At 75.2% G+C, this 21,225-nt stretch carries 14 protein-coding genes; 10 read left to right on the top strand and 4 right to left on the bottom strand.

The annotated features are described in order from the left end of the window. Nucleotides 1-36 precede the first annotated feature (36 nt). Nucleotides 37-2,808, bottom strand: a complete 2,772-nt coding sequence (locus ACSNOK_RS15335; RefSeq protein ID WP_436781214.1) for a flippase-like domain-containing protein — start codon at nt 2,806-2,808, stop codon at nt 37-39. A gap of 144 nt (nt 2,809-2,952) precedes the next feature. On the opposite strand from ACSNOK_RS15335, the gene ACSNOK_RS15330 reads away from it, so the two are divergent. The 5 genes from ACSNOK_RS15330 to nudC all read left to right on the top strand — a co-directional run bounded on the left by ACSNOK_RS15330 (nt 2,953) and on the right by nudC (nt 14,912). Further along, nucleotides 2,953-3,723: an MGMT family protein gene (locus tag ACSNOK_RS15330; protein ID WP_436781213.1), complete on the top strand. Its 771-nt coding sequence runs from the start codon at nt 2,953-2,955 to the stop codon at nt 3,721-3,723. 297 nt (nt 3,724-4,020) lie between these two features. After that, nucleotides 4,021-8,262, top strand: a complete 4,242-nt coding sequence (locus ACSNOK_RS15325; RefSeq protein WP_436781215.1) for a UvrD-helicase domain-containing protein — start codon at nt 4,021-4,023, stop codon at nt 8,260-8,262. Nucleotides 8,263-8,652: 390 nt separating this feature from the next. Further along, nucleotides 8,653-12,450 (top strand): UvrD-helicase domain-containing protein, encoded by a 3,798-nt coding sequence (locus ACSNOK_RS15320; protein WP_436781212.1) that lies wholly within the window; start codon nt 8,653-8,655, stop codon nt 12,448-12,450. Between the two features lie 48 nt (nt 12,451-12,498). Beyond that, nucleotides 12,499-13,914 carry a dipeptidase gene (locus ACSNOK_RS15315; RefSeq protein WP_436781211.1) on the top strand — a complete coding sequence of 472 codons (1,416 nt, stop codon included), beginning with the start codon at nt 12,499-12,501 and terminating at the stop codon, nt 13,912-13,914. A 68-nt stretch (nt 13,915-13,982) separates the two neighbouring features. Further along, nucleotides 13,983-14,912, top strand: coding sequence for an NAD(+) diphosphatase (gene nudC, locus ACSNOK_RS15310; protein WP_436781210.1), 930 nt, complete (start codon nt 13,983-13,985; stop codon nt 14,910-14,912). Nucleotides 14,913-14,994: 82 nt separating this feature from the next. On the opposite strand, the gene ACSNOK_RS15305 is transcribed toward nudC, so the two are convergent. Next, nucleotides 14,995-15,234 (bottom strand): mycoredoxin, encoded by a 240-nt coding sequence (locus tag ACSNOK_RS15305; protein WP_004937444.1) that lies wholly within the window; start codon nt 15,232-15,234, stop codon nt 14,995-14,997. 186 nt (nt 15,235-15,420) lie between these two features. Between ACSNOK_RS15305 and ACSNOK_RS15300 the strand changes: the two genes are divergently transcribed. The 5 genes from ACSNOK_RS15300 to ACSNOK_RS15280 all read left to right on the top strand — a co-directional run bounded on the left by ACSNOK_RS15300 (nt 15,421) and on the right by ACSNOK_RS15280 (nt 19,300). Then, a complete protein-coding gene (locus ACSNOK_RS15300) occupies nt 15,421-17,679 on the top strand; it encodes an ATP-dependent DNA helicase UvrD2 (protein ID WP_436781209.1) in 2,259 nt (752 codons plus the stop codon). A 149-nt stretch (nt 17,680-17,828) separates the two neighbouring features. Beyond that, nucleotides 17,829-18,155 carry a hypothetical protein gene (locus ACSNOK_RS15295; protein ID WP_436781208.1) on the top strand — a complete coding sequence of 109 codons (327 nt, stop codon included), beginning with the start codon at nt 17,829-17,831 and terminating at the stop codon, nt 18,153-18,155. Nucleotides 18,156-18,287: 132 nt separating this feature from the next. Next, complete coding sequence (locus ACSNOK_RS15290) at nt 18,288-18,659, top strand: WhiB family transcriptional regulator (RefSeq protein WP_436781207.1); 372 nt, start codon at nt 18,288-18,290, stop codon at nt 18,657-18,659. Continuing rightward, complete coding sequence (locus ACSNOK_RS15285; RefSeq protein ID WP_436781206.1) at nt 18,656-18,982, top strand: hypothetical protein; 327 nt, start codon at nt 18,656-18,658, stop codon at nt 18,980-18,982. The genes ACSNOK_RS15290 and ACSNOK_RS15285 overlap by 4 nt, the downstream gene beginning before the upstream one ends. A 111-nt stretch (nt 18,983-19,093) precedes the next feature. Then, nucleotides 19,094-19,300 carry a hypothetical protein gene (locus tag ACSNOK_RS15280; RefSeq protein ID WP_436781216.1) on the top strand — a complete coding sequence of 69 codons (207 nt, stop codon included), beginning with the start codon at nt 19,094-19,096 and terminating at the stop codon, nt 19,298-19,300. 7 nt (nt 19,301-19,307) lie between these two features. On the opposite strand, the gene ACSNOK_RS15275 is transcribed toward ACSNOK_RS15280, so the two are convergent. Together ACSNOK_RS15275 and ACSNOK_RS15270 are read right to left on the bottom strand one after the other, a co-directional pair. After that, complete coding sequence (locus ACSNOK_RS15275) at nt 19,308-20,675, bottom strand: ABC1 kinase family protein (RefSeq protein ID WP_436781205.1); 1,368 nt, start codon at nt 20,673-20,675, stop codon at nt 19,308-19,310. A 42-nt stretch (nt 20,676-20,717) separates the two neighbouring features. Next, a partial coding sequence (locus ACSNOK_RS15270) for a ThiF family adenylyltransferase (protein WP_436781204.1) occupies nt 20,718-21,225 on the bottom strand: 508 nt, incomplete at its 5' end.

The raw sequence follows: 21,225 nt of genomic DNA, 5'->3' as shown, positions 1-21,225 counted from the left end.
CCCCCGCACCCCCACGCCCCGTCGGCCGCGCGCCCCTCAGATGGCGCCCTTCCGCGTCAGCTGGTTGAAGCAGAACCACCCCGGCAGCACCGGCAGCCAGAACGTGAGCAGCCGGTACAGCAGTACCGCGGGCGTCGCGATGTCCGCCGGCAGCCCGGCCAGGGTCAGCGCGCCGATGAGGACGCCCTCGACGGCCCCGACCCCGCCGGGCGTCGGCGCCGCCGACCCCAGCGCGTTGCCCGCCAGGAAGATCACCGCGACGCTGGCGAAGCTCATGTCGCCGCCGAACGCCCGGATCGAGGTGTCGAGGCAGAACACGAAGGCGGCGGTCAGCAGCAGCATGCCGCCGATGCCGTTGACCAGCTTCCGCGGCCGCTGGAGCAGGTCCAGCATGCGCGGCACGACGCCCGCGAACAGCGACCGCACCCGCGTCGAGACGAACTTCCGCAGGAACGGGATGGCCGTCACCACCAGCACCAGCACCGCGGCCGTCAGCAGCCCGCCGATGACCGTACGGGACGGCGGAAGCGGCGACTCCGTCCTTTCCGTGCCGGTGATGTAGCCGAAGGTCAGCAGCAGCAGGATGTGCGCGGCCAGGCCGAACAGTTCGGACGCGCCGACGCTGGCCACCGCGAGCCCCGGGCGGATCCCGGCCCGTTGCAGGAAGCGGCTGTTCAGCGCGACGCCGCCGACCGCGGCCGGGGCCACGAGCTTGACGAACGAACCGGCGACCTGCGCCATGACCGTCCGCGGGTACGACACCTTCTCCGGGACGAAGCCCAGCAGCCGCATGGCCGCCGCGAAGTAGGAGAGCGCGGAGAAGGCCGCGGCGACCGCCACCCAGCCCCAGTTGGCCTTGGCGACCTTGTCGAGCTCGACGTGCGACAGCTGCGAGTACAGGAAGTACGCGGCGATCGCGCCCGCGATGGAGCTGATGAGGGTACGCGGCCGGATGCGCTCCAGCCGGACGGGCTCTATCGGTGCCTGCGGCCGGATCAGCAGCACCTGCCGGCGGATCTGGGCCAGCAGGTCCTCCTCGCGGGCCTCCTCGGCCGCGACGTCCAGCGCCTGTTTCTCCGCCTTCTTCTCGGCCTTGAGCGCCCTGCGGTCGTCCGCCGGGCCCGAGCCCTTCTCCGCCCGTTCCCGGGCCCGCTCCTCCTTGGCGATCCGGGACGCCTCCAGCACCGCGTCCCGTTCACGCTGCGCGCGCTCGCGCGCGAGCCGGCGCAAGGTGGCCCTGCTCGCGCGGGTCAGGGCGATGGGCTGGAGCAGCGGCAGGCTGTCGGCGACCGCGTCCGGGCCGAGCACGGCGACGGCCGAGGCCACCGCCCGTTCCGCGCCGACCCGCAGGCCCAGCGTGGTGAGAAGCTGCGCGACGTCCATCCGCAGCACCAGGTCACCGGCGGCGATCTCGCCGCCGCGCAGATCGGTCAGGACCACACTGCCGGAACGATCCACCAGGAGCGCGTCGCCGTCGAGGCGCCGGTGTGCGATCCGGCGCGACTGCAGGGCGCGCACCTGCCGCCAGGCGCCGTCCACCAGCTCGTCGGTGATCTCCGCGTCCTGGAGGGTGTCCAGCGTCCGTCCGCCCACGTGCTCGTACACCAGCATCACGGCGTCCGGGCCGAGCTCGCTGGTGGCGATCAGCTTGGGGGCGTTGGCGCCGGCGGCGATGGCCGCGTAGGCGAGCAGCGCCTCCTGCTCCAGCGCCTGGCGGAGCGACTGCAGGCTGCGCCGCTGGGTGATGCCGCGCAGCGCGAGCCGCTGCCACAGCCGGTAGAAGAAGCCCTGTGCCTGCTGCTCCCGGTCGACGACCGTGACGTCCAGCGGCGGGCCGTCCTCCAGGGTGACGACGTAGCGGCGCCCCCGGTCGTGCGCGGTGCCGGAGGACGGCGCGGCGTCCGGCGCCTCCTCCGTGCGCAGGGCGCTCACCGGCTTGAAGCCGACGCGGCGCAGGCCGTGCAGCAGGTGCTGGCCGGTGGGGCGGACGTTGGGAGAGCCGACGGCGTACAGGGTGCCGTAGGCGACGGTCCAGCCGATGAGCACGGTGGTGGCGATCGAGAACGGCGTCGAGTAGCCGTTGACGACCACCGCGAACGCGTCCAGCAGCAGCACCGCCCACATCGCGACCCGCCAGCGCGGGCGCCGCGACATCCCGACGGCCGTCATATAGGCGATCACGGGGGCGAGGTAGCCGTGGACCGGGTCGGTCAGCTCGTGGGTCGGCGTGATCCTGGTGAGCGCTTCCCGGATGGAATCCGGGGCCGCCTCGGCGACCCAGAGCGCGGCGCCGAGCGAGACGCCGTGCGCCAGGACGGCCGCGAGGACGCCGTCGGCGATCCGCAGCCCGTCCCGTTTGACCAGCCGTTCGACGGCGAAGGCCACGGGCACGATGAAGATCGCGATGTTGGCCGTGAGGCCGGCGATGTTGGCCAGCGTCTGCGGGGCGTGCCCGGCGCTCTCCTTGATGTCGCTGGCGAGGCCGGTGGTGGTGCCGTGCGCGAACGCGGCCAGGGCGAGGACGACGGCGATGCCGATGATGCCCAGCAGCATGCGCACCAGGTCGGCGGGGCGGTGGACGCGGGCGGGGAGCAGCGGCTCGTCGCCGGAGACCTTGTCGATGTGGACCTCGCCGTCCTTCGTGTCGCACGGGAACGCCGAGCCTGCCGGGTCGGCCGGGGCGCCGGCGCGCGACCGCTCGGCTCCCTCGGCGCTTCCGGGCAGCGCCTTGCGGGCGCCGGCCTCCTCAGGAGGTCCCGCGCCCTGCTCGTCGTCCGTGTCTTCCTGGTCTTCTCGTTCTCGTATCACCAGTCACCGCCCGGAAGATGGTGGCATGGCCCTGCCGGGCAAGGGTGTATCAGGGTGCATTTCGGGGGCGCGGACCTTGGATCGTACGCCCTGTAGTCCGATCCCGCACTCTGGGTGATCTTCCGGAATTCGGACCTCCGGACCATGGCCCCCGGAGCGCGCGGCGCCTGCGGCAGTATGGACCGGGTGACCGACGCGGTGCCGCCCGGATTCCCTGGGCCAGAAGAGCTTCCCGTCCCCGGTGGCGAACCTCCGGGGCACGGGCTTCCCGAGTACCCCGACTACGCGGAACGGGTCCTCTCCGTCGCGGAGATCATCCCGCCGGGCCGGGTGATGACCTACGGCGACGTGGCCGAGTGGCTCGGCGAGGGCGGTCCCCGCCAGGTGGGCCGGGTGATGGCGCTGTACGGCGGCGCCGTGCCGTGGTGGCGCGTCGTACGGGCGGACGGCGTCCTGCTCCCCGGCCGCGAGCGGGTGGCCCTCGGCCACTACCGCGAGGAGGGCACGCCGCTGCGGATCACCGGCCCGGCCGCCGAGGGGCACGTGCCGCGGATCGCGATGAGGCGGGCGCGGTGGGACGGGGTGCCGGCCGGCGGGGCCGGCGGGGAGCCGGGGGAGGCCGGCGCTGCTGCCGGTGCTGCCGCCGGGGACGCGGGAGACGTCGGCGCTGCCGGGCGTGAGGAGCGTGGGCGCCAGGGCCCGGCCATCGGGGTGGCACAGGCGGGTCCGCGAGCGGCGCGGCGGGACCGGGAGTCGGTGCGGGGCGAACGGGACGGGGCCGGAGCCGGACGGGCCGGAGCGGGAGCCGAACGGGACGAGGCCGGAGCCGGACGGGCCGGAGCCGGGCGGAGCCTGTCGCGCGACGACGCGAAGAGCGCGCGCGGCGGCGCGGCGCGTGTGAAACGCGCCACCTGATCCACTCGTCGGCCGGGCAACCCGAACGGGTGAGGTGCCCGAACGGCCCCCTCGCCCCCGGGGACGCCCTGCGCCCCACCCGCCTCCTGGCGTAGCGTCGAGGGCCGCCCCACCCCCGCGCCCCGACGGCGCGCGGAGATCCGTACCCGACCCGCAGGACCGGCACCTCACGTGAGTTCCACCCCCCTCTCCGGCACTCCCGGCTCAACCGGCGCTCCCGCCGCGCTCGTCTCGGCGCGCCCGGAGGACCCGGAGCGCCGGCGGGCCCCGAGGTCCGCGCCGGGCCCGTACCGGCTGGTGCGCACGCCCCCGGGGCCCGCGGTCCCCCCGGAGCTGGACGCGGGACAGCGCGCCGTGGTTGAGCATCGGCGGGGACCGCTGCTCGTCCTCGCCGGGCCGGGCACCGGCAAGACCACGACGCTCGTGGAGGCCGTCGCCGAGCGGGTGCGGCGCGGCGGCGACCCGGAGCGGATGCTCGTCCTGACCTTCAGCCGCAAGGCCGCCACCGAACTGCGCGACCGTATGGCGGCCCGGCTGGGGGAGCGCGGGCTGGCGGCGCGCGCGCCGCAGGCGACCACCTTCCACTCCTACTGCTACGCCCTGCTCCGGGCCCACCAAGAGGACGGCCCGTCCGCCGAGCCGCCGCGGCTGCTGTCCGGCCCCGAGCAGGACGTCGCCGTGCGTGACCTGCTCGCGGGCCAGACGGAGCTGGAGCGCGAGGGCCGCGCCACCGTGCGCTGGCCGGACGACCTGCGCGCCTGCCTCACCACCCGAGGTTTCGCCGACGAGGTGCGCGCCGTGCTCGCGCGCAGCCGGGAACTCGGCCTCGGCCCCGACGCGCTCGCCGCCTTCGCCGAACGGAGCGGGCGCGGCGACTGGTCGGCGGCCGCGGCCTTCCTGGCCGAGTACCTCGACGTGCTCGACGCGCGCGGCGTCGTCGACTACGCGGAGCTGGTGCACCGCGCGGTGCTGCTGGCCGAGCGGCCGGAGGTCGCGGCGGACCTCGCCGGGCGGTACGACGCGGTGTTCGTCGACGAGTACCAGGACACCGACGCCGCCCAGGCACGCCTGCTGCGGGCGCTGGCGGGCGGCGGGCGCACCCTGGTCGCGTTCGGCGACCCGGACCAGTCCATCTACGCCTTCCGCGGTGCGGACGTGGGCGGCATCCTCGACTTCCCCTCGGCCTTCCCCCGCCGGGACGGCTCGCCGGCTCCCGTCCGCGTCCTGACCACGTCCCGCCGCTCGGGCGCGGCCCTCCTCGCCGCCACCCGGCTCCTCACCCGGCGCATGCCCCTCGGCCGGCTCCCGGCCGACGCCGTCCGCGCCCACCGCGACCTGGCGGCCGTCCGCCCCGGCGGGCGCGTCGAGGCGTACACGTACCCGACGCCCGGCGCCGAGACCGAGAACATCGCCGACATCCTGCGCCGCGCCCACCTGGAGGACGGCGTGCCCTGGGGCGCCATGGCCGTCCTGGTCCGCGCGGGCTCCCGCTCCCTGCCGTCCCTCCGGCGCGCCCTGACCTCGGCGGGCGTCCCGGTGGAGGTCGACGGCGACGACGTCCCCCTCCGCCACGAACCGGCCGTCGCGCCGCTGCTGACCGCGCTGCGGGTGGCGGCGGAGTGGGCGGCGGGAGCGGCGGTGCCGGGCGCGGACGGCCCGGGCGTGCCCGGGCCGGAGCGCGCGGAGGGCTCCGCGCCCGAGCGCGAGCCCGGCGCGGCGCCGGAGCACGGGAGCACGAACGCTTCCGGCGCCGCCTCGACCGCGGACATGGCCACCGGAGGCGTTCCCGCGCCGGAACCCGATCACGGTTCGGCGCCCGGACCCGCGTCCGCTCCCGGCACGGCCGGCGACGACGCTCCCGCTCCGGGGGCCGGGCGGGCCCCGGGGGCCGGCCTTGTGCCCGGGCCCGCGTCCGGTCCCGGCACGGCCGGCGACGAGGCTCCCGCTCCAGGGTCCGGGCAGGCTCCGGGGGCCGGCCTTGTGCCCGGGTCCGCGTCCGGTTCCGGCACGGCCGGTGGCGAGGCTTCCGCTCCGGGGTTCGGGCAGGCCCTCGGGTCCGGCCTCGTGCCCGGACCCACGCTCGGTCCCGGCACGGCCGGCGGCGACGCTTCCGCTCCGGGGTCCGGGCAGGCCTCGGGGGCCGGCCTTGTGCTTGGGGCCGCTTCCGGTCCCGGCACGGCCGGCGGCGACGCTTCCGCTCCGGGGTCCGGGCGGGCCCCGGGGGCCTGCCTTGTGCCCGGTTCCGGCGCCTTGCTGGGGGTCGGCCAGGAGTCCGGCTCGGCGCCGGAGGGTGGGTCCGCGTCGGCGGCCGGGGACGCGTCCGCCTCCGGTTCCGGCGCCGCCTCCGCCACGGACGCCGAAGCCGCTGTCGAACCCGCTTCGGTCCAGGCGATCGACCGGTCCGGCCGGTCCGACCGGTTCAACCGGTCCGACCAGGCCGACACGGCCGCGCAGCCCGCCTCCGACCCCGGCGCGTCGCCCGTGCCCGGCCTTGCCCACGACCCCGGGCGCGGGGAGGTCGCGGGGGAGGAGTTCCCCTCCGCGCCCGTCGTCCCCGCTGACCCCGCCGCGAACGCCGCGAACGCCGCGAACGCCGCGAACGCCGCGGACGGCGCGGGCGCCACGAGCGGTACGGGCGCTCTCACCCCCGAGACCGCCCTCGCCCTCCTCACCTCCCCCCTCGGCGGCATGGACGGCACCGACCTGCGCCGGCTCGGGCGGGCTCTGCGGGAGGAGGAGCGGGCCGCGGGCCGGACCGCGCCGCGCCCCTCGGACGTCCTCATCGCCGAGGCGCTCGCCGCGCCGGAGCGGCTGGTGGCGCACGATCCGGCGTACGCGCGGGGCGCGCAGCGCCTCGCCGCGCTGCTGACGGCCGCCCGCGACCGGCTGGCGGCCGGCGGCACCGCCGAGGACGCCCTGTGGACGCTCTGGAACGGCACGCCCCGGCATCCGGCGCCCTGGCCGGACCGGCTGCGCCGCGCCGCGCACCGAGGCGGCGCCGCCGGTCGCAACGCGGACCGCGACCTCGACGCCGTGTGCGCCCTCTTCGAGACGGCGGCCCGCGCCGAGGAGCGCGTCGGCGGCCGTGACGTGCTCGGCTTCCTCGACGAGCTGGAGGCGCAGGACATCGCCGCCGACACGCTCACCCGCCGTGCCGTGCGCCCCGACGCCGTCCGCCTCATGACCGCGCACCGCTCCAAGGGCCTGGAGTGGCGGCTCGTCGTCGTCGCAGGGGTCCAGGAGGGCCTCTGGCCCGACCTGCGCCGCCGCGGTTCGCTCCTGGAAGCGGACCGCATCGGCCGCGACGGCCTCGCCGAGCCCCTTCCGCCCGGCGCGCTGCTGGCCGAGGAGCGCCGGCTGTTCTACGTGGCCGCCACGCGCGCCCGCGAGCGCCTCGTGGTGACGGCGGTCAAGGCCGCCGCGGAGGACGGTGACCAGCCGTCCCGGTTCCTCACCGAGCTCGGGGTCGAGCCGGTGGACGTCACCCAGCGCCCGCGCCGCCCCCTCGCCGTCGCCGCGCTCGTCGCCGAGCTGCGGGCCACCACCGTGGACCCCACCGCGTCGGACGCCCTCCGGGCCGCCGCCGCCGACCGGCTGGCCCGGCTCGCCGGCCTGCGCGACGACGAGGACCGGCCGCTCGTCCCCGCCGCCGACCCCGACCGCTGGTGGGGCCTGTACGAGCCGACGCACAGCGCGGTGCCGCTCCGCGACCGCGACCAGCCGGTGGCCCTCTCCGGCTCCGCCGTCGGGCAGCTCGTGGACACCTGTTCGCTCCAGTGGTTCCTGGGACGCGACGTGCGCGCCGAGGCGCCCGCCGGCGTGGCCCAGGGCTTCGGCAACGTCATCCACGTCCTGGCCGACGAGGTCGCCTCCGGCCGTACCCCGGCCGACCTCGCCGTCCTCATGGAGCGCCTGGAGACCGTCTGGGAGGCGCTCGCCTTCGACGCGCCCTGGAAGTCGCGGCAGGAGAAGGAGAACGCGCGGGCCGCCCTGGAGCGCTTCCTGCGCTGGCACGTCATGGAACGCGGCCGGACCCCCGTCGCCACCGAGCACCCCTTCGACGTCACCCTCACCGCGGGCGGCAGGCTCGTCCGCGTCCGCGGCTCCATGGACCGCGTGGAGCGCGACGCGGCCGGCCGCGCCTACGTCGTCGACTTCAAGACCGGCAAGACAGCGGCGACCGCCGCTGAGGTGGCCCGCCACCCCCAGCTCGCCGTCTACCAGCTCGCGGTCCGGCACGGCGCCGTCGACGACGTCTTCGACGGCGAGCGCCCACGCCCCGGCGGCGCGGAACTCGTCCAGCTCCGGCAGGGCGCCGCCAAGAAGGAAGGCGGCGACGCGCTGCCCAAGGTGCAGGCCCAGGAACCGCCGTCCGACGGCGGCGAGGACGGCGCCGACTGGATCGGCGACCTCCTCGCCACCGCCGCCGGCCGCGTCCTCGACGAACGCTTCTCCCCCCGCCCAGGCACGCACTGCGCGCACTGCGCCTTCCGCTCCTCCTGCTCGGCCCGCCCGGAGGGCCGCCAGATCGTCGAGTGACGGCCGGGCCCGCCGGAGGCGAGGGCCGGGCGCCGGCCGTGGCCGCACGGCGAGCGGACGGTGACGCGATGCGGGTGTGGGCACTCTTGGCACACCCGCACACCCGCGCACCGGCGGACCAACGGCCGGGCGGCGACCGGCACCGACGATTCCGTCCCCCGAGGGGATACCCCAGCACTCCGCCAGGGGACAGCCGGCTCCCACCGAGCCGCGCACGCCCCGGCGCTCGGGCGGCACAGTCCGCCGGCGGTGCGGGCCGCGCAATCCGGGACGGGCCGAGGTTGACGGGCGCGGCGGATCCCCAGTGCGCCCGCCCAACCCGCCGGCCGGCGCGCACCCGTACAAGATCGGGAAGGCCGGTTGTCAGTCCCCCCGGTTACCGTTTGTGACGTGACCCCGCGCCTGACCGACCCCGAGCAGCTCAAGGAGCTCCTCGGCATCCCCTTCACCCCGGAGCAGACGGCCTGCATCACCGCGCCGCCCGCCCCGCAGGTCATCGTGGCCGGGGCCGGATCGGGCAAGACGACGGTGATGGCGGCCCGCGTGGTGTGGCTGGTGGGCACCGGCCAGGTGGCCCCCGAGCGCGTCCTCGGCCTGACCTTCACCAACAAGGCCGCCGGCGAGCTCGCCGAGCGCGTCCGCAAGGCGCTCGCCGCGGCCGGGGTGACGGCCGGCGAGGCCACGGACGAGGAGGGGCCCGGCGAGCCGAGGATCTCCACGTACCACGCGTTCGCCGGCCGCCTCCTCAAGGAGCACGGCCTGCGCATCGGCCTGGAGCCCACCGCCCGCCTCCTCGCCGACGCCACCCGCTACCAGCTCGCGGCCCGCGTCCTGCGCACCTCCCCGGGCCCGCACCCGGCCCTCACCCGCCCGTTCGGCGACCTCGTCGCCGACCTCCTCGCCCTCGACGCCGAGCTCGCCGAGCACCTGGTCGAGCCGGAGGAGCTGCTGGCCCACGACGAGGCCCTCCTCAAGGACCTCGACGGCGCCCGCCTCACCAACGCCGACCTGCGCAAGGTCCCCGACACCGCCCGCGCCCGCCGCGAGCTCACCGGCCTGGTCGCGGCCTACCGCGCCGAGAAGCGCCGACGCGACCTCCTCGACTTCGGCGACCAGATCGCCCTCTCCGCCGAGCTCGCCCGCACCCGCCCCGAGGTCGGCCGGATCCTCCGCGAGGAGTTCTCCGTCGTCCTCCTCGACGAGTACCAGGACACCTCGGTCGCCCAACGGCTGCTGCTCGCCGGCCTTTTCGGCGGCGGCACCGGCCACGCGGTCACCGCCGTCGGCGACCCCTGCCAGGCCATCTACGGCTGGCGCGGCGCCTCCGTCGCCAACCTGGACGAGTTCCCCCGCCACTTCCCGCACGCCGACGGCCGCCCCGCCGCCCGGCACGCCCTCAGCGAGAACCGGCGCAGCGGCGGCCGGCTCCTCCGCCTCGCCAACGGCCTCGCCGCCCCCCTGCGCGCCCTCCACGAGGGCGTCGAGGCGCTGCGGCCCGCGCCCGGCGCCGAGCGGGACGGGTACGTGCGCTGCGCCCTGCTGCCCACCCAGGCCGAGGAGCTGGCCTGGCTCGCCGACTCCATCGCCCACCGGGTCCGCACCGGCACCCGCCCGGGCGACGTCGCCGTCCTCTGCCGCACCGCGGCCGACTTCGCCCGCATCCAGGAGGCGCTGGTCGAACGGGACGTCCCGGTCGAGGTCGTCGGCCTCTCCGGCCTGCTCCACCTGCCCGAGATCGCCGACCTCGTCGCCGTCTGCGAGGTCCTCCAGGACCCCACCGCCAACGCGTCCCTCGTCCGCCTCCTGACCGGCCCCCGCTGGCGCATCGGCCCCCGCGACCTCGCCCTCCTCGGCCGCCGCGCCCGCACCCTGGTCCCGTACGGCAGCGCCGGGACGGACCCCGAACGGCGGCTCGCCGAGGCCGTGGAGGGCCGTGACCCGGCCGAGGTGATCTCCCTCGCCGACGCCCTCGACACCTTCCTCACCGGCGACGCGCCCGACGACGGCCTGCCCTTCTCCGCCGACGCCCGGATCCGCTTCGCCCGCCTCGCCACCGAGCTGCGCGACCTGCGCCGCTGCCTGGCCGACCCCCTGATGGACGTCCTGCACCGGGTGCTCGCCACCACCGGCCTGGAGGTCGAGCTCTCCGCCTCGCCGCACGCCCTGGCGGCCCGCCGCCGGGAGACCCTCCACCAGTTCCTGGACATCGCGGCGGGCTTCGCCGGCCTCGACGGCGACGCCGGCCTGCTCGCCTTCCTCGGCTTCCTGCGCACCGCCGTCCAGTACGAGAAGGGGCTCGACAGCTCCCTCCCCGGCGCCGAGGACACGGTCAAGGTCCTCACCGCCCACAAGTCCAAGGGCCTGGAGTGGGACGTCGTCGCCGTCCCCGGGCTCGTCTCCAGGACCTTCCCGAGCGAGCAGGCCCGGGACGCGTGGACCTCCCAGGCCCGGGTCCTGCCGCACACCCTGCGCGGGGACGCCGGCACCCTCCCCGAGGTCCCCGCCTGGGACGCCAAGGGCATGGCCGCCTTCAAGTCCGCGATGAAGGATCACCAGGCCACCGAGGAGCTGCGCCTCGGCTACGTCACCTTCACCCGCCCCCGCTCCCTGCTCCTCGGCTCCGGCCACTGGTGGGGCCCCGAACAGAAGCGGCCCCGGGGCCCGTCCGCGTTCCTGCACGCCCTGCGCGAGCACTGCGAGGCCGGGCACGGCGAGATCGAGGCGTGGGCCGAGCCCCCGGAGGAGGGCGCCACGAACCCCGCCCTCGACGCGGCCGAGACCGACCGCGCCTGGCCGCTGCCGCTGGACCCCGGCTCCCTCGCCCTGCGCCGCGAGGCCGCCGACGCCGTCCGCGCCCGCCTGGGCCGCCTCCCCGGACCCGCCCCGGCACCGGAGCCCGCCCACGACCCGGAATGGCCCCCTCCGCCGGATGACGAGGAAGAGGCGTACGCGCACGACACCGCCCGGCACGACGAGGTTCACGAGCACGGTGAGCCCTACGAGCCGGACGAGATCCGCGGGCATGTGCCAGCATCCGGGCACGAGTCCGCGTCCGGGCCCGAGTCCGCAGACGACGAGCCCCCGTACGAGCCGGAGCCCGCGCACGACGACGAGCCGCCGTACGAGCACGACACCGCCCTGACGGACTGGGACGCCTGGGATTCCTGGGACGCCCTCCCCACCAGCCGCCCGCCGGTATCCGCCCGCGACGACCGGGGCTCCGGCGGTTCCGGCGGTTCCGGCGCCGAGGAGGCCGGAGCCGGCGGAACCCCGGCGCGACCGACGCCGCACGCCGCGCCCGCCGTCCCGGCCCCCCGGCCCGAGCCGGCTCCCGCCACCCAGGACGCCCACCTCCGCAAGGCGCCCCGCGGCGGCCTCACCCCCGAGGAGAGCCGCCTGGTCGCCTCCTGGGACCGCGACCTGGACGCGCTCGCGGGCGAGCTCCGCAGGGCGCGCGCGAGCGTGCACGAGGTGCCGCTGCCGGCGTCCCTGACCGCTTCGCAGCTGGTCCGCCTCGCCGCCGACCCCGATGCCTTCGCGAGCGAGCTGGCCCGGCCCATGCCCCGCCCCCCGCGGCCCGCCGCCCGGCGCGGCACCCGCTTCCACGCCTGGGTCGAGTCCCGCTTCGAGGCGCTGCCGCTGCCGTTCCCCGACGCGGACGAGCTGCCCGGCGCCGAGGACGACGACGAGACCGAGATCGCCGACGAGCGGGAGCTGGCCGAGCTCAAGGCGGCGTTCGAGCGCACCCCGTACGCCCACCGCACGCCGTACCGGGTGGAGGCGCCGTTCCGGATCACCCTGGCGGGCCGGGTGATCCGCGGCCGCATCGACGCGGTCTACCGGATCGAGACGTCAGAGGAGACCGAGGGAGCCAAGAGAACCACGGGAGGCGAGGGGGCCAAGGGGCCCGATGGACTCGACGGCGCCGCCGGCACCCACGACACCCCCGGCCCCGGCGTCGCATACGAGATCGTCGACTGGAAGACCGGCCGCGACGGCACCGCCGACCCGCTCCAGCTCGCCGTCTACCGCCTCGCCTGGGCCGAGCGGCACGGTCTGCCACTGTCCGCCGTGGCCGCCGCGTTCGTCCACGTCCGCGACGGCCGTGTGGTCCGTCCGTCCGGGCTGCCGGACCGGGCCGGGCTGGAGAGGATCCTGCTCGGGGAAGGGGCCGGGCAGGGTGAGTGAGACAAACCCGGTCCCGGCCACGGCCCGTGTCCGGCTAGGCTCGACGTCATGAGCGACACCCCGGACAGTGCCGTCCGCGCGTACATCCAGCAGCACCGCGCCGCCTTCCTCGACGACCTCGCCGAGTGGCTGCGCATCCCCTCCGTGTCGGCCGACCCCGGCCACGCGGCCGATGTGCGCCGCAGCGCGGACTGGCTGGCGGACCGGCTCAAGGCGACGGGCTTCCCGGTCGCCGAGGTCTGGGAGACCGACGGCGCCCCGGCCGTCTTCGCCGAGTGGCCCTCCGGCGACGAGGGCGCGCCGACGGTCCTGGTCTACGGCCACCACGACGTCCAGCCGGCCGCCAAGGAGGACGGCTGGCACACCGAGCCGTTCGAGCCGGTCGTCAAGGACGGCAGGATGTACGCCCGCGGTGCCGCCGACGACAAGGGCCAGGTGTTCTTCCACACTCTCGGCGTCCGCGCCCACCTGGCGGCCACCGGCCGGACCGCCCCCGCCGTGAACCTCAAGCTGATCATCGAGGGCGAGGAGGAGTTCGGTTCGCCGAACTTCCCGGACCTGCTCCGCGCCCACGCGGACCGCCTCGCCTGCGATGCCGTGATCGTCTCCGACACCGGCATGTGGGCCGAGGACACCCCGACCGTCTGCACCGGCCTGCGCGGCCTGGTCGAGTGCCAGGTCGACCTGTATGGGCCGGACCAGGACATCCATTCCGGCGCCTTCGGCGGCGCCGTGCCCAACCCGGCCACCGAGGCCGCCCGGCTGGCCGCCGCGCTGCACGACGACGACCGCCGCGTCGCGATCCCCGGCTTCTACGACGGCATCGTCGAGCTCACCGACCGCGAGCGCGAGCTCTTCGCCGAGCTGCCCTTCGACGAGAAGCACTGGACGCGCGGAGCGCACTCGCACGCCACCCTCGGCGAGGCCGGCTACAGCACGCTGGAGCGCGTCTGGGCCCGCCCGACGGCCGAGGTCAACGGCATCGGCGGCGGCTACCAGGGCCCGGGCGGCAAGACGATCGTCCCGTCGTCCGCTCAGCTGAAGCTCTCCTTCCGCCTGGTCGCGGGCCAGGACACCGACGCCGTCCAGCGGGCCGTCCGGGACTGGGTCGCCGGCCGCCTCCCGGACGGCATCCGCCACGAGCTGACGTTCACGGGCGCCACCCGCCCCTGCCTGACGCCGCTCGACCACCCCGCCCTCCAGGCCGTCGCCCGCGCCATGGGCCGGGCCTTCGGGCAGAAGGTCCGCTTCACCCGGGAGGGCGGCTCGGGACCGGCCGCGGACCTCCAGGACGTCCTCGGCGTCCCCGTCCTGTTCCTGGGCATCTCCGTGCCCTCCGACGGCTGGCACGCGCCGAACGAGAAGGTCGAGCTCGACCTCCTCCTGAAGGGCGTGGAAACCGCCGCCTACCTCTGGGACGACCTCGCCGCGGGCGACACGTCCTGGACGCGTCGCGCGGCCTGAACCGGTCGGGACCCGTGACGCACCACACGCACCACCGTCATCACCACCAGGGGGAGTTGGAAGCAGCCGTGACCACCAGGACCGATTTCGCCGCCGACCGGCCCATCACGCTCAGCGGGTCGAGCGGCATCGACCGCGCCGCGCACCACCGGCTGGACGAGGCGTGGCTGTCGGCGGCGTGGAGCCACCCGTCGACCCGCGTGTTCGTGGTCTCCGGCGGCCAGGCGCTGATCGACGACACCCCCGACGGGCGTACGGAACTGGTGATGACCCCGGCGTTCGACGCGCCGCCCACCGAGACGCACCGCTACTTCCTCGGCCAGGACGAGGACGGGGTGGCCTACTTCGCCCTCCAGAAGGACAGCCTGCCCGGCCGCATGGACCAGTCCGCGCGCCCCGCGGGCCTCCGCGAGGCGGGCCTGCTGCTGTCCCCGCGCGACGCCGGGCTGCTGGTCCACGCCGTCGCCCTGGAGAACTGGCAGCGCCTCCACCGCTTCTGCTCGCGCTGCGGCGAACGCACCGTGATCGCGGCCGCCGGCCACATCCGCCGCTGCCCGGCCTGCGGTGCCGAGCACTACCCGCGCACCGACCCCGCGGTGATCATGCTGGTCACCGACGACCGGGACCGCGCCCTGCTCGGCCGCCAGATGCACTGGCCCGAGGGCCGCTTCTCCACCCTCGCCGGCTTCGTCGAACCGGGCGAGTCCATCGAGCAGGCCGTGCGCCGCGAGGTGGCCGAGGAGGCGGGCGTCGTCGTCGGCGACGTCGAGTACGTCGCCAGCCAGCCCTGGCCCTTCCCCTCCAGCCTCATGCTCGGGTTCCTCGCCCGCGCCACCTCGGCCGAGATCCAGGTCGACGGCGAGGAGATCCACGAGGCCCGCTGGTTCTCCCGCGACGAGCTCCGCGCCGCCTTCGCCTCCGGCGAGGTCCTCCCGCCCACCGGCATCTCCATCGCCGCCCGCCTCGTCGAGCTCTGGTACGGCGAGCCGCTGCCGTAGGGCCGACGCGCCCCGAGCATGGGAAAGCCCCCGCCACGGCGGGGGCTTTCCCATGGGGGCCCGGGCGGGCCCTTCCGGCGGATCAGGCGCCGATCTTGGCCTTGACCTGGGCCAGCGAGGGGTTGGTCAGCGTCGAGCCGTCGGGGAACAGAACGGTCGGGACCGTCTGGTTGCCGTTGTTGGCCTTCTCCACGAAGGCGGCGGACTCGGGGTCCTGCTCGATGTTCACCTCGGTGTACGCGATCCCCTCACGGTCCATCTGGCTCTTGAGGCGGCGGCAGTAGCCGCACCAGGTGGTGCTGTACATCGTCACGGCGGACATCGGGACTCCTTCTGCAGACGAGCTGGGGGAGCGAGGCTCCGGTGGTAGAACGTGCGCCCCCGCCGTACCATTCCCGCCCCTCACACGCGCCCACGCCGGACCGTCACCGTGGTGATGGTATGACCGCAGGGCCTCGCCTGTGGACAACATTCCCGGTCGCCTCCGCGGACCTGGCAGCATGGCTGCGTGACAGCAGCAACGCACTCCCCTCTCTTCCCCCAGGTGCCGGAGACCGCCGACGCCGTGCTCGACGGGCTCGACCCGGAGCAGCGCGCGGTGGCCACGGCCCTGGGCGGGCCGGTGTGCGTCCTGGCGGGTGCCGGCACCGGCAAGACGCGCGCGATCACCCACCGGATCGCGTACGGCGTGCGGTCCGGGGTGTTCCAGCCCACGAGTGTGCTCGCCGTCACCTTCACCAACCGGGCGGCCGGCGAGATGCGCGGCCGGCTGCGCCAGCTGGGCGCGACGGGGGTGCAGGCCCGGACGTTCCACTCCGCGGCGCTGCGCCAGCTCCAGTACTTCTGGCCCAAGGCCGTGGGCGGCGAGCTGCCCCGGCTGGCCGAGCGCAAGGTGCAGATCGTCGCGGAGGCGGCGGCCCGCTGCCGGATCCGGCTGGACCGCAACGAGCTGCGGGACGTGACGTCGGAGATCGAATGGGCCAAGGTCACCCAGACCGTCCCCGAGGACTACCCCGCCGCCATCGCCAAGGCCGGCCGTGACGCCCCCCGCGACCCGGCGGAGACCGCCAAGATCTACGGCATCTACGAGCAGCTCAAACGCGAGCGCGGCGTGATCGACTTCGAGGACGTCCTGCTGCTCACCGTGGCCGTCCTCCAGGACCGGCCGGACATCGCCGAGACCGTCCGCCGCCAGTACCAGCACTTCGTGGTCGACGAGTACCAGGACGTCAGCCCCCTCCAGCAGCGCCTGCTGGAGCTGTGGCTGGGCGACCGGGACAGCCTGTGCGTGGTCGGCGACGCCAGCCAGACCATCTACTCCTTCACCGGCGCCACCCCGGACCACCTGCTGAACTTCCGCACCCGCCACCCGCGGGCCACGGTCGTCCGGCTCGTCCGCGACTACCGCTCCACGCCGCAGGTGGTGCACCTGGCCAACGGTCTGCTCGCCCAGGCCCGCGGCAAGGCCGCGGAGCACCGGCTGGAGCTCGTCTCCCAGCGCGAGAGCGGCCCCGAGCCCGGCTACGCCGAGTACGCCGACGAGCCGGCCGAGGCCGAAGGCGTCGCCCGCCGGATCCGCGACCTGATCGCCTCCGGGGTGCCCGCGAGCGAGATCGCGGTGCTGTACCGGATCAACGCCCAGTCCGAGGTCTACGAGCAGGCCCTCGCGGACGCGGGCGTCCCCTACCAGCTGCGGGGGGCCGAGCGGTTCTTCGAACGGCCCGAGGTGCGCGAGGCGCAGATCCTGCTGCGCGGCGCCGCGCGGGCGGGCGGTGGCACCGACCCGCAGCTGGCCGGCGCCGAGGATCTGCCCGCCCAGGTGCGGGCCGTGTTCTCGACCCGGGGCTGGACCGCCGAGCCGCCCGCCGGGACGGGCGCCGTCCGCGACCGCTGGGAATCGCTCGCCGCCCTGGTCCGGCTCGCCGAGGACTTCGCCGCCGCCCGCCCCGGCGCCACCCTCGCCGACCTCGTCACCGAGCTCCAGGAGCGGACCGAGGCCCAGCACGCCCCCACCGTCGAAGGTGTGACGCTCGCCTCACTCCACGCCGCCAAGGGGCTGGAGTGGGACGCCGTCTTCCTGGTCGGCCTCACCGAGGGCATGATGCCGATCACCTACGCCAAGACGGACGAGCAACTGGAGGAGGAGCGCCGCCTCCTCTACGTGGGCGTCACCCGGGCCCGTCGGCACCTGACACTGTCGTGGGCCCTCTCCCGGTCGCCCGGGGGCCGGCCCAACCGGCGTCCCAGCCGTTTCCTCAACGGCCTGCGGCCCGGCTCCCCGGCCCAGGGCCCGGGTGGCACGGGCTCCCCGTCCTCCCGCGGTCACGTCTCGTTCGGGGCCGGCTTCGAGGGCGGTGCCTTCGAGGGCGGCGGCCGGCCGGCCGCCGGTCAGCGCGGCGGCGGTCCGGCGCGGACGCGTCGGCCGGCGCGCTGCCGAGTCTGCGGCCGGACGCTGACGGACGCGGGGGAGATCAAGCTGCTGCGCTGCGAGGACTGCCCCAGCGAGCTGGACGAGGGGCTGCACGAGCGGCTGCGGGACTGGCGGGCCGAGCAGGCCCGGCGGCTCGGCCAGCCGGCCTTCTGCGTCTTCACCGACAAGACGCTGCTGGCCATCGCCGAGGCCGTGCCGGAAACCGAGGCGGAGCTCGCCGCCATCTCCGGTGTGGGAACGCGCAAGCTGGGACGGTTCGGAGCCGACGTCCTGGCCCTCTGTGCCGGTCGTGAGCCTGAGCGGTTCGAGGGCCCCGAGAAATCTCCGGAAAAATAGTTTGCGTGCGTGGACGGCCTACCCATAGCCTTCCGAGCAGGGAAGCAACGGGCCCTCGCGGGATCCGTTGGTTCCGTGCTGTACTGCTGTAACCAACCGAACATGACGGGCCCCGGCCCGTCCCGAGACGCCGAGAGGAGGCGAGACCAATGATCAGCTTCATCAGCAGCAACAAAATGACCGATCGCCCGGTCTTCGCCATGCGTCCGCTCGGTGTCGAGGCAGGCATCATCGCCGCGCCGTCGTTCGGTTCCGTCCGGGGCACCGGTCTGTCCCTTGCCAAGCTGCCGCTTTCCGAGTCGGCGCTGGGCAGTGAGCGACCGACCAAGGCGCCTGAGGTGGCGGAAGCGGCAGTAGTGGCACGAGTCCGTGCCTTTGCGGCGGAGACCAACGGCGCCGGTTCCCGGGCCAAGCAGTACCAGCACCACACGATGTGGGCCTTCCGTGGGCTCGAACCCTGGAGAGATCCAGCCTGATCGGCAGATCAGGTCGGCACCTTCCAGGGCCGCGGAACCCACACCGGGATCCGCGGCCCTTTTGTTTGCCCCCCGCCAGGGGGACCCAGCCCGGCCACCAGCCGGAAACAACACAGACGAGGAACACACACCGTGCACATCAAGGCACACACCCCGTCAGTAGCCACCGACCTGATCCCCCCGCCCGCTCCCACGGAGGACTCCTTGACCCCCCTCGCTCCCCTCACCGCGCTCACCGACCTCGACGACGCGATCGAGAACCTCGGCACCCCCGTGCCGTGCCGCACCTACGACCCCGAGGTCTTCTTCGCCGAGTCCCCGGCCGACGTCGAGTACGCCAAGTCGCTCTGCCAGACCTGCCCGCTGCGTGAGGCCTGCCTCGCCGGGGCGAAGGACCGCCGCGAGCCGTGGGGTGTCTGGGGCGGCGAGCTCTTCGTCCAGGGCGTCGTCGTCGCCCGCAAGCGTCCCCGTGGTCGCCCGCGCAAGAACCCGGTCGCCGCATGAACCTCCACGGCACCATCGACCGCCCCGTGACGCACGACCCCAAGAAGCAGGACCCGACGATGCAGCGCCCGTCCCCCGAGCCGGCCGGCTCCGCCCTCTCCGTCCGTGATACCTCCGGCGCGATCGTCTCGCGTCAGAACAGGAACCTCGAAATGCAACTCATCCCAGAAATCCTGGCCCGCGCGCATATGCACGAGCGCCTCCGCGAGGCCGAGTCGGAACGCAGGGCCGTCCGGCTCGCCGCCGCCCGCCGGATGCAGCGCCGCGCCGAGCGCGCCTCGCTGCGTGCCCGCAGGGCCTTGGCCATGGCCGTCATGCAGTAGGCGGCCGGACAACGCTTGGTGAATCGAGGGGCCGGTCCGAACGGACCGGCCCCTCGGTGCGTCGGGGTGCGTCGGCCGTTCACCGGCCGTTCACGGGGATATCGTCGGGGAGTGGACCAGAAGACGCCTGACGCAGCGCAGTTGGACCCCGACCAGCCCGGCCCGATCACGTGTGCCCGTTGCGGCACTACCGCCGACGGCCCCCCGCCGACCTGGATCTGTTCCGTGGAGAACGGCACCCGCCGCTATTTCTGCGACGACTGTGCCCGGGCCAACATCAGGGCGATCGAGGGCCGCCTCGACTCCTCCTGGTGGTGACCGCCGGTCAGGCGGGGGTCTCCTCCTGGCTCCGGCTCTCGGCCGCGAACCCCGGAACCCACGCCTCCATCTCGTCCCGCAGCCGCACGGTCGCGCCCAGTTGGCAGAGCACCCCTATGGTGCTGGTGGTGACCCGGTGGATCAGCAGGTACGACGGCGGCAGGTTGAGCTGACGGGCCAACTGATAGGCGGGGGAGCGCGGGTCGGCGATCCGCGTCGCCTGCGCGCGCATCCAGTCGCGCGTGAAGGTGAACTCGTCCACCCGCGCCGGCTCGATGATCGGCAGCAGATAGTCGAGCACCGCGCCCGGGTCGAGATCGATCCCCGGCTTGACGAACCCCTCGTCCCGCAGCAGCTCGTGGACCGCCTCCGCGTCACCCTCCAGCGTCAGCCGCAGCGCCGTACCGATCTCCGGCGGCAGCCCCTGAGGCAGCCGGTCCACCGTGCCGAAGTCCAGCACGCCCAGCCGCCACTTGCCGGGCGGCCCGTCGGGCGCGTCCCCGGTCAGCAGCCGGAAGTTCCCCGGATGCGGATCGGCGTGCAGCAGACCGGTGCGGGCCGCCCCGGAGAACAGGAAGCGCGCCAGCAACTGCCCGGCCCGGTCGCGCTGCTCCGGAGTGCCGTCCGCTATCACCTCGGACAACGGCACCCCCTCCAGCCACTCCGTCACCAGCACTTGGTCGGTGTGGTGCACCACGTCCGGGACGACGACGTCCGCGTCGCCGGCGAACTCCCGGGCGTGGGCGGCCTGGGCGCGCGCCTCCAGCCCGTAGTCCAGCTCCTCGGACACCCGGTCCCGCAACTCGGTGATCAGAGGCTTGATGTCCATGCCGGGGACCAGCGGCCCCAGCAGCCGGGCGAACCGGCCCAGTTGGGTGAGATCGGACAGCAGCGCCTCCCCGGCGCCCGGATACTGCACCTTGACCGCGACCTCACGCCCGTCGTGCCAGACCGCCCGGTGCACCTGCCCGATCGACGCCGCCGCGGCCGGCTTGTCGTCGAACTCCTCGAACAGATCCCGCCAGTCCTTGCCCAGCCGCTCCGCCAAGGCGGCGTGCACCGACTTCACCGGCATCGGGGGCGCGGCTTCCTGAAGCTTGGTCAGCGCCGCCCGGTAGGGGCCCGCCACCTGCTCGGGAAGGGCCGATTCGAAGACGGACAACGCCTGCCCGAGCTTCATCGCCCCACCCTTGAGCTGGCCCAGCGTGGCGAACAACTGCTCGGCCGTGCGCTGCTGCAACTCCGCGGCGATCATCTCCGCCGGCCGTCCCCCGATGCGTTTGCCGAGTCCGAGCGCGGTGCGTCCGGCGAACCCCAAGGGCAGCGCGGCCAACTTGGCGGTACGAGCGACCGCCTTGCGCGGTAGATCAGACATGCGCCCCTCCAACTAGCTGAACGGCCACGCCGCGGACGGCGGTTACCCGGGCATTGTCCCGCGCGGGGCCCCCGCCGCCCCGGCACGCCCCCGCTCGGGGGAGCGCGCCGCGCCGCACGGACACCGCGGATGCGGCTCGACCGGACGCGAGGACCAGTCCGGACCCGGCAGAGCCAGCTCCAGGCGCACCCCCGTACCCGTCGCGGACCCGCCGCCGTCGAGGAACGCGAGCGCCCACGACACGGCCAGCCCCGCCACGACCGTGGCCAGTGCCATGTCGCATGACGGTACCTCCGTCCGTCGGCCGGACTTCCACTGGGCGACCATCCGGGGCCAGGCGGCGTCCCGCTCCGCGCGCTCCAGCCCCAGGCACTCCGCACACCCCGACCGGCCCGGCAGCACCAAGGGGCCGACCACCCCCGTGGCCTCCGCCACCCCCGCGTACAGATGAGGCGTCCCCGCGGCCATCGTCTCGCGCGCCCCCGCCGGATCGGGCGCCCACACGGCCACCCCGTCCCTCGGCGCGAACACCGTGAGAGCCAGCGGCGGG

Origin of the sequence: Streptomyces sp. URMC 126, from assembly GCF_051386555.1 — a bacterium.
Classification (GTDB): Bacteria; Actinomycetota; Actinomycetes; order Streptomycetales; family Streptomycetaceae; genus Streptomyces.
Note: the sequence above shows the minus strand (reverse complement) of the source record. Positions and strands in the feature narration are given on the sequence as shown.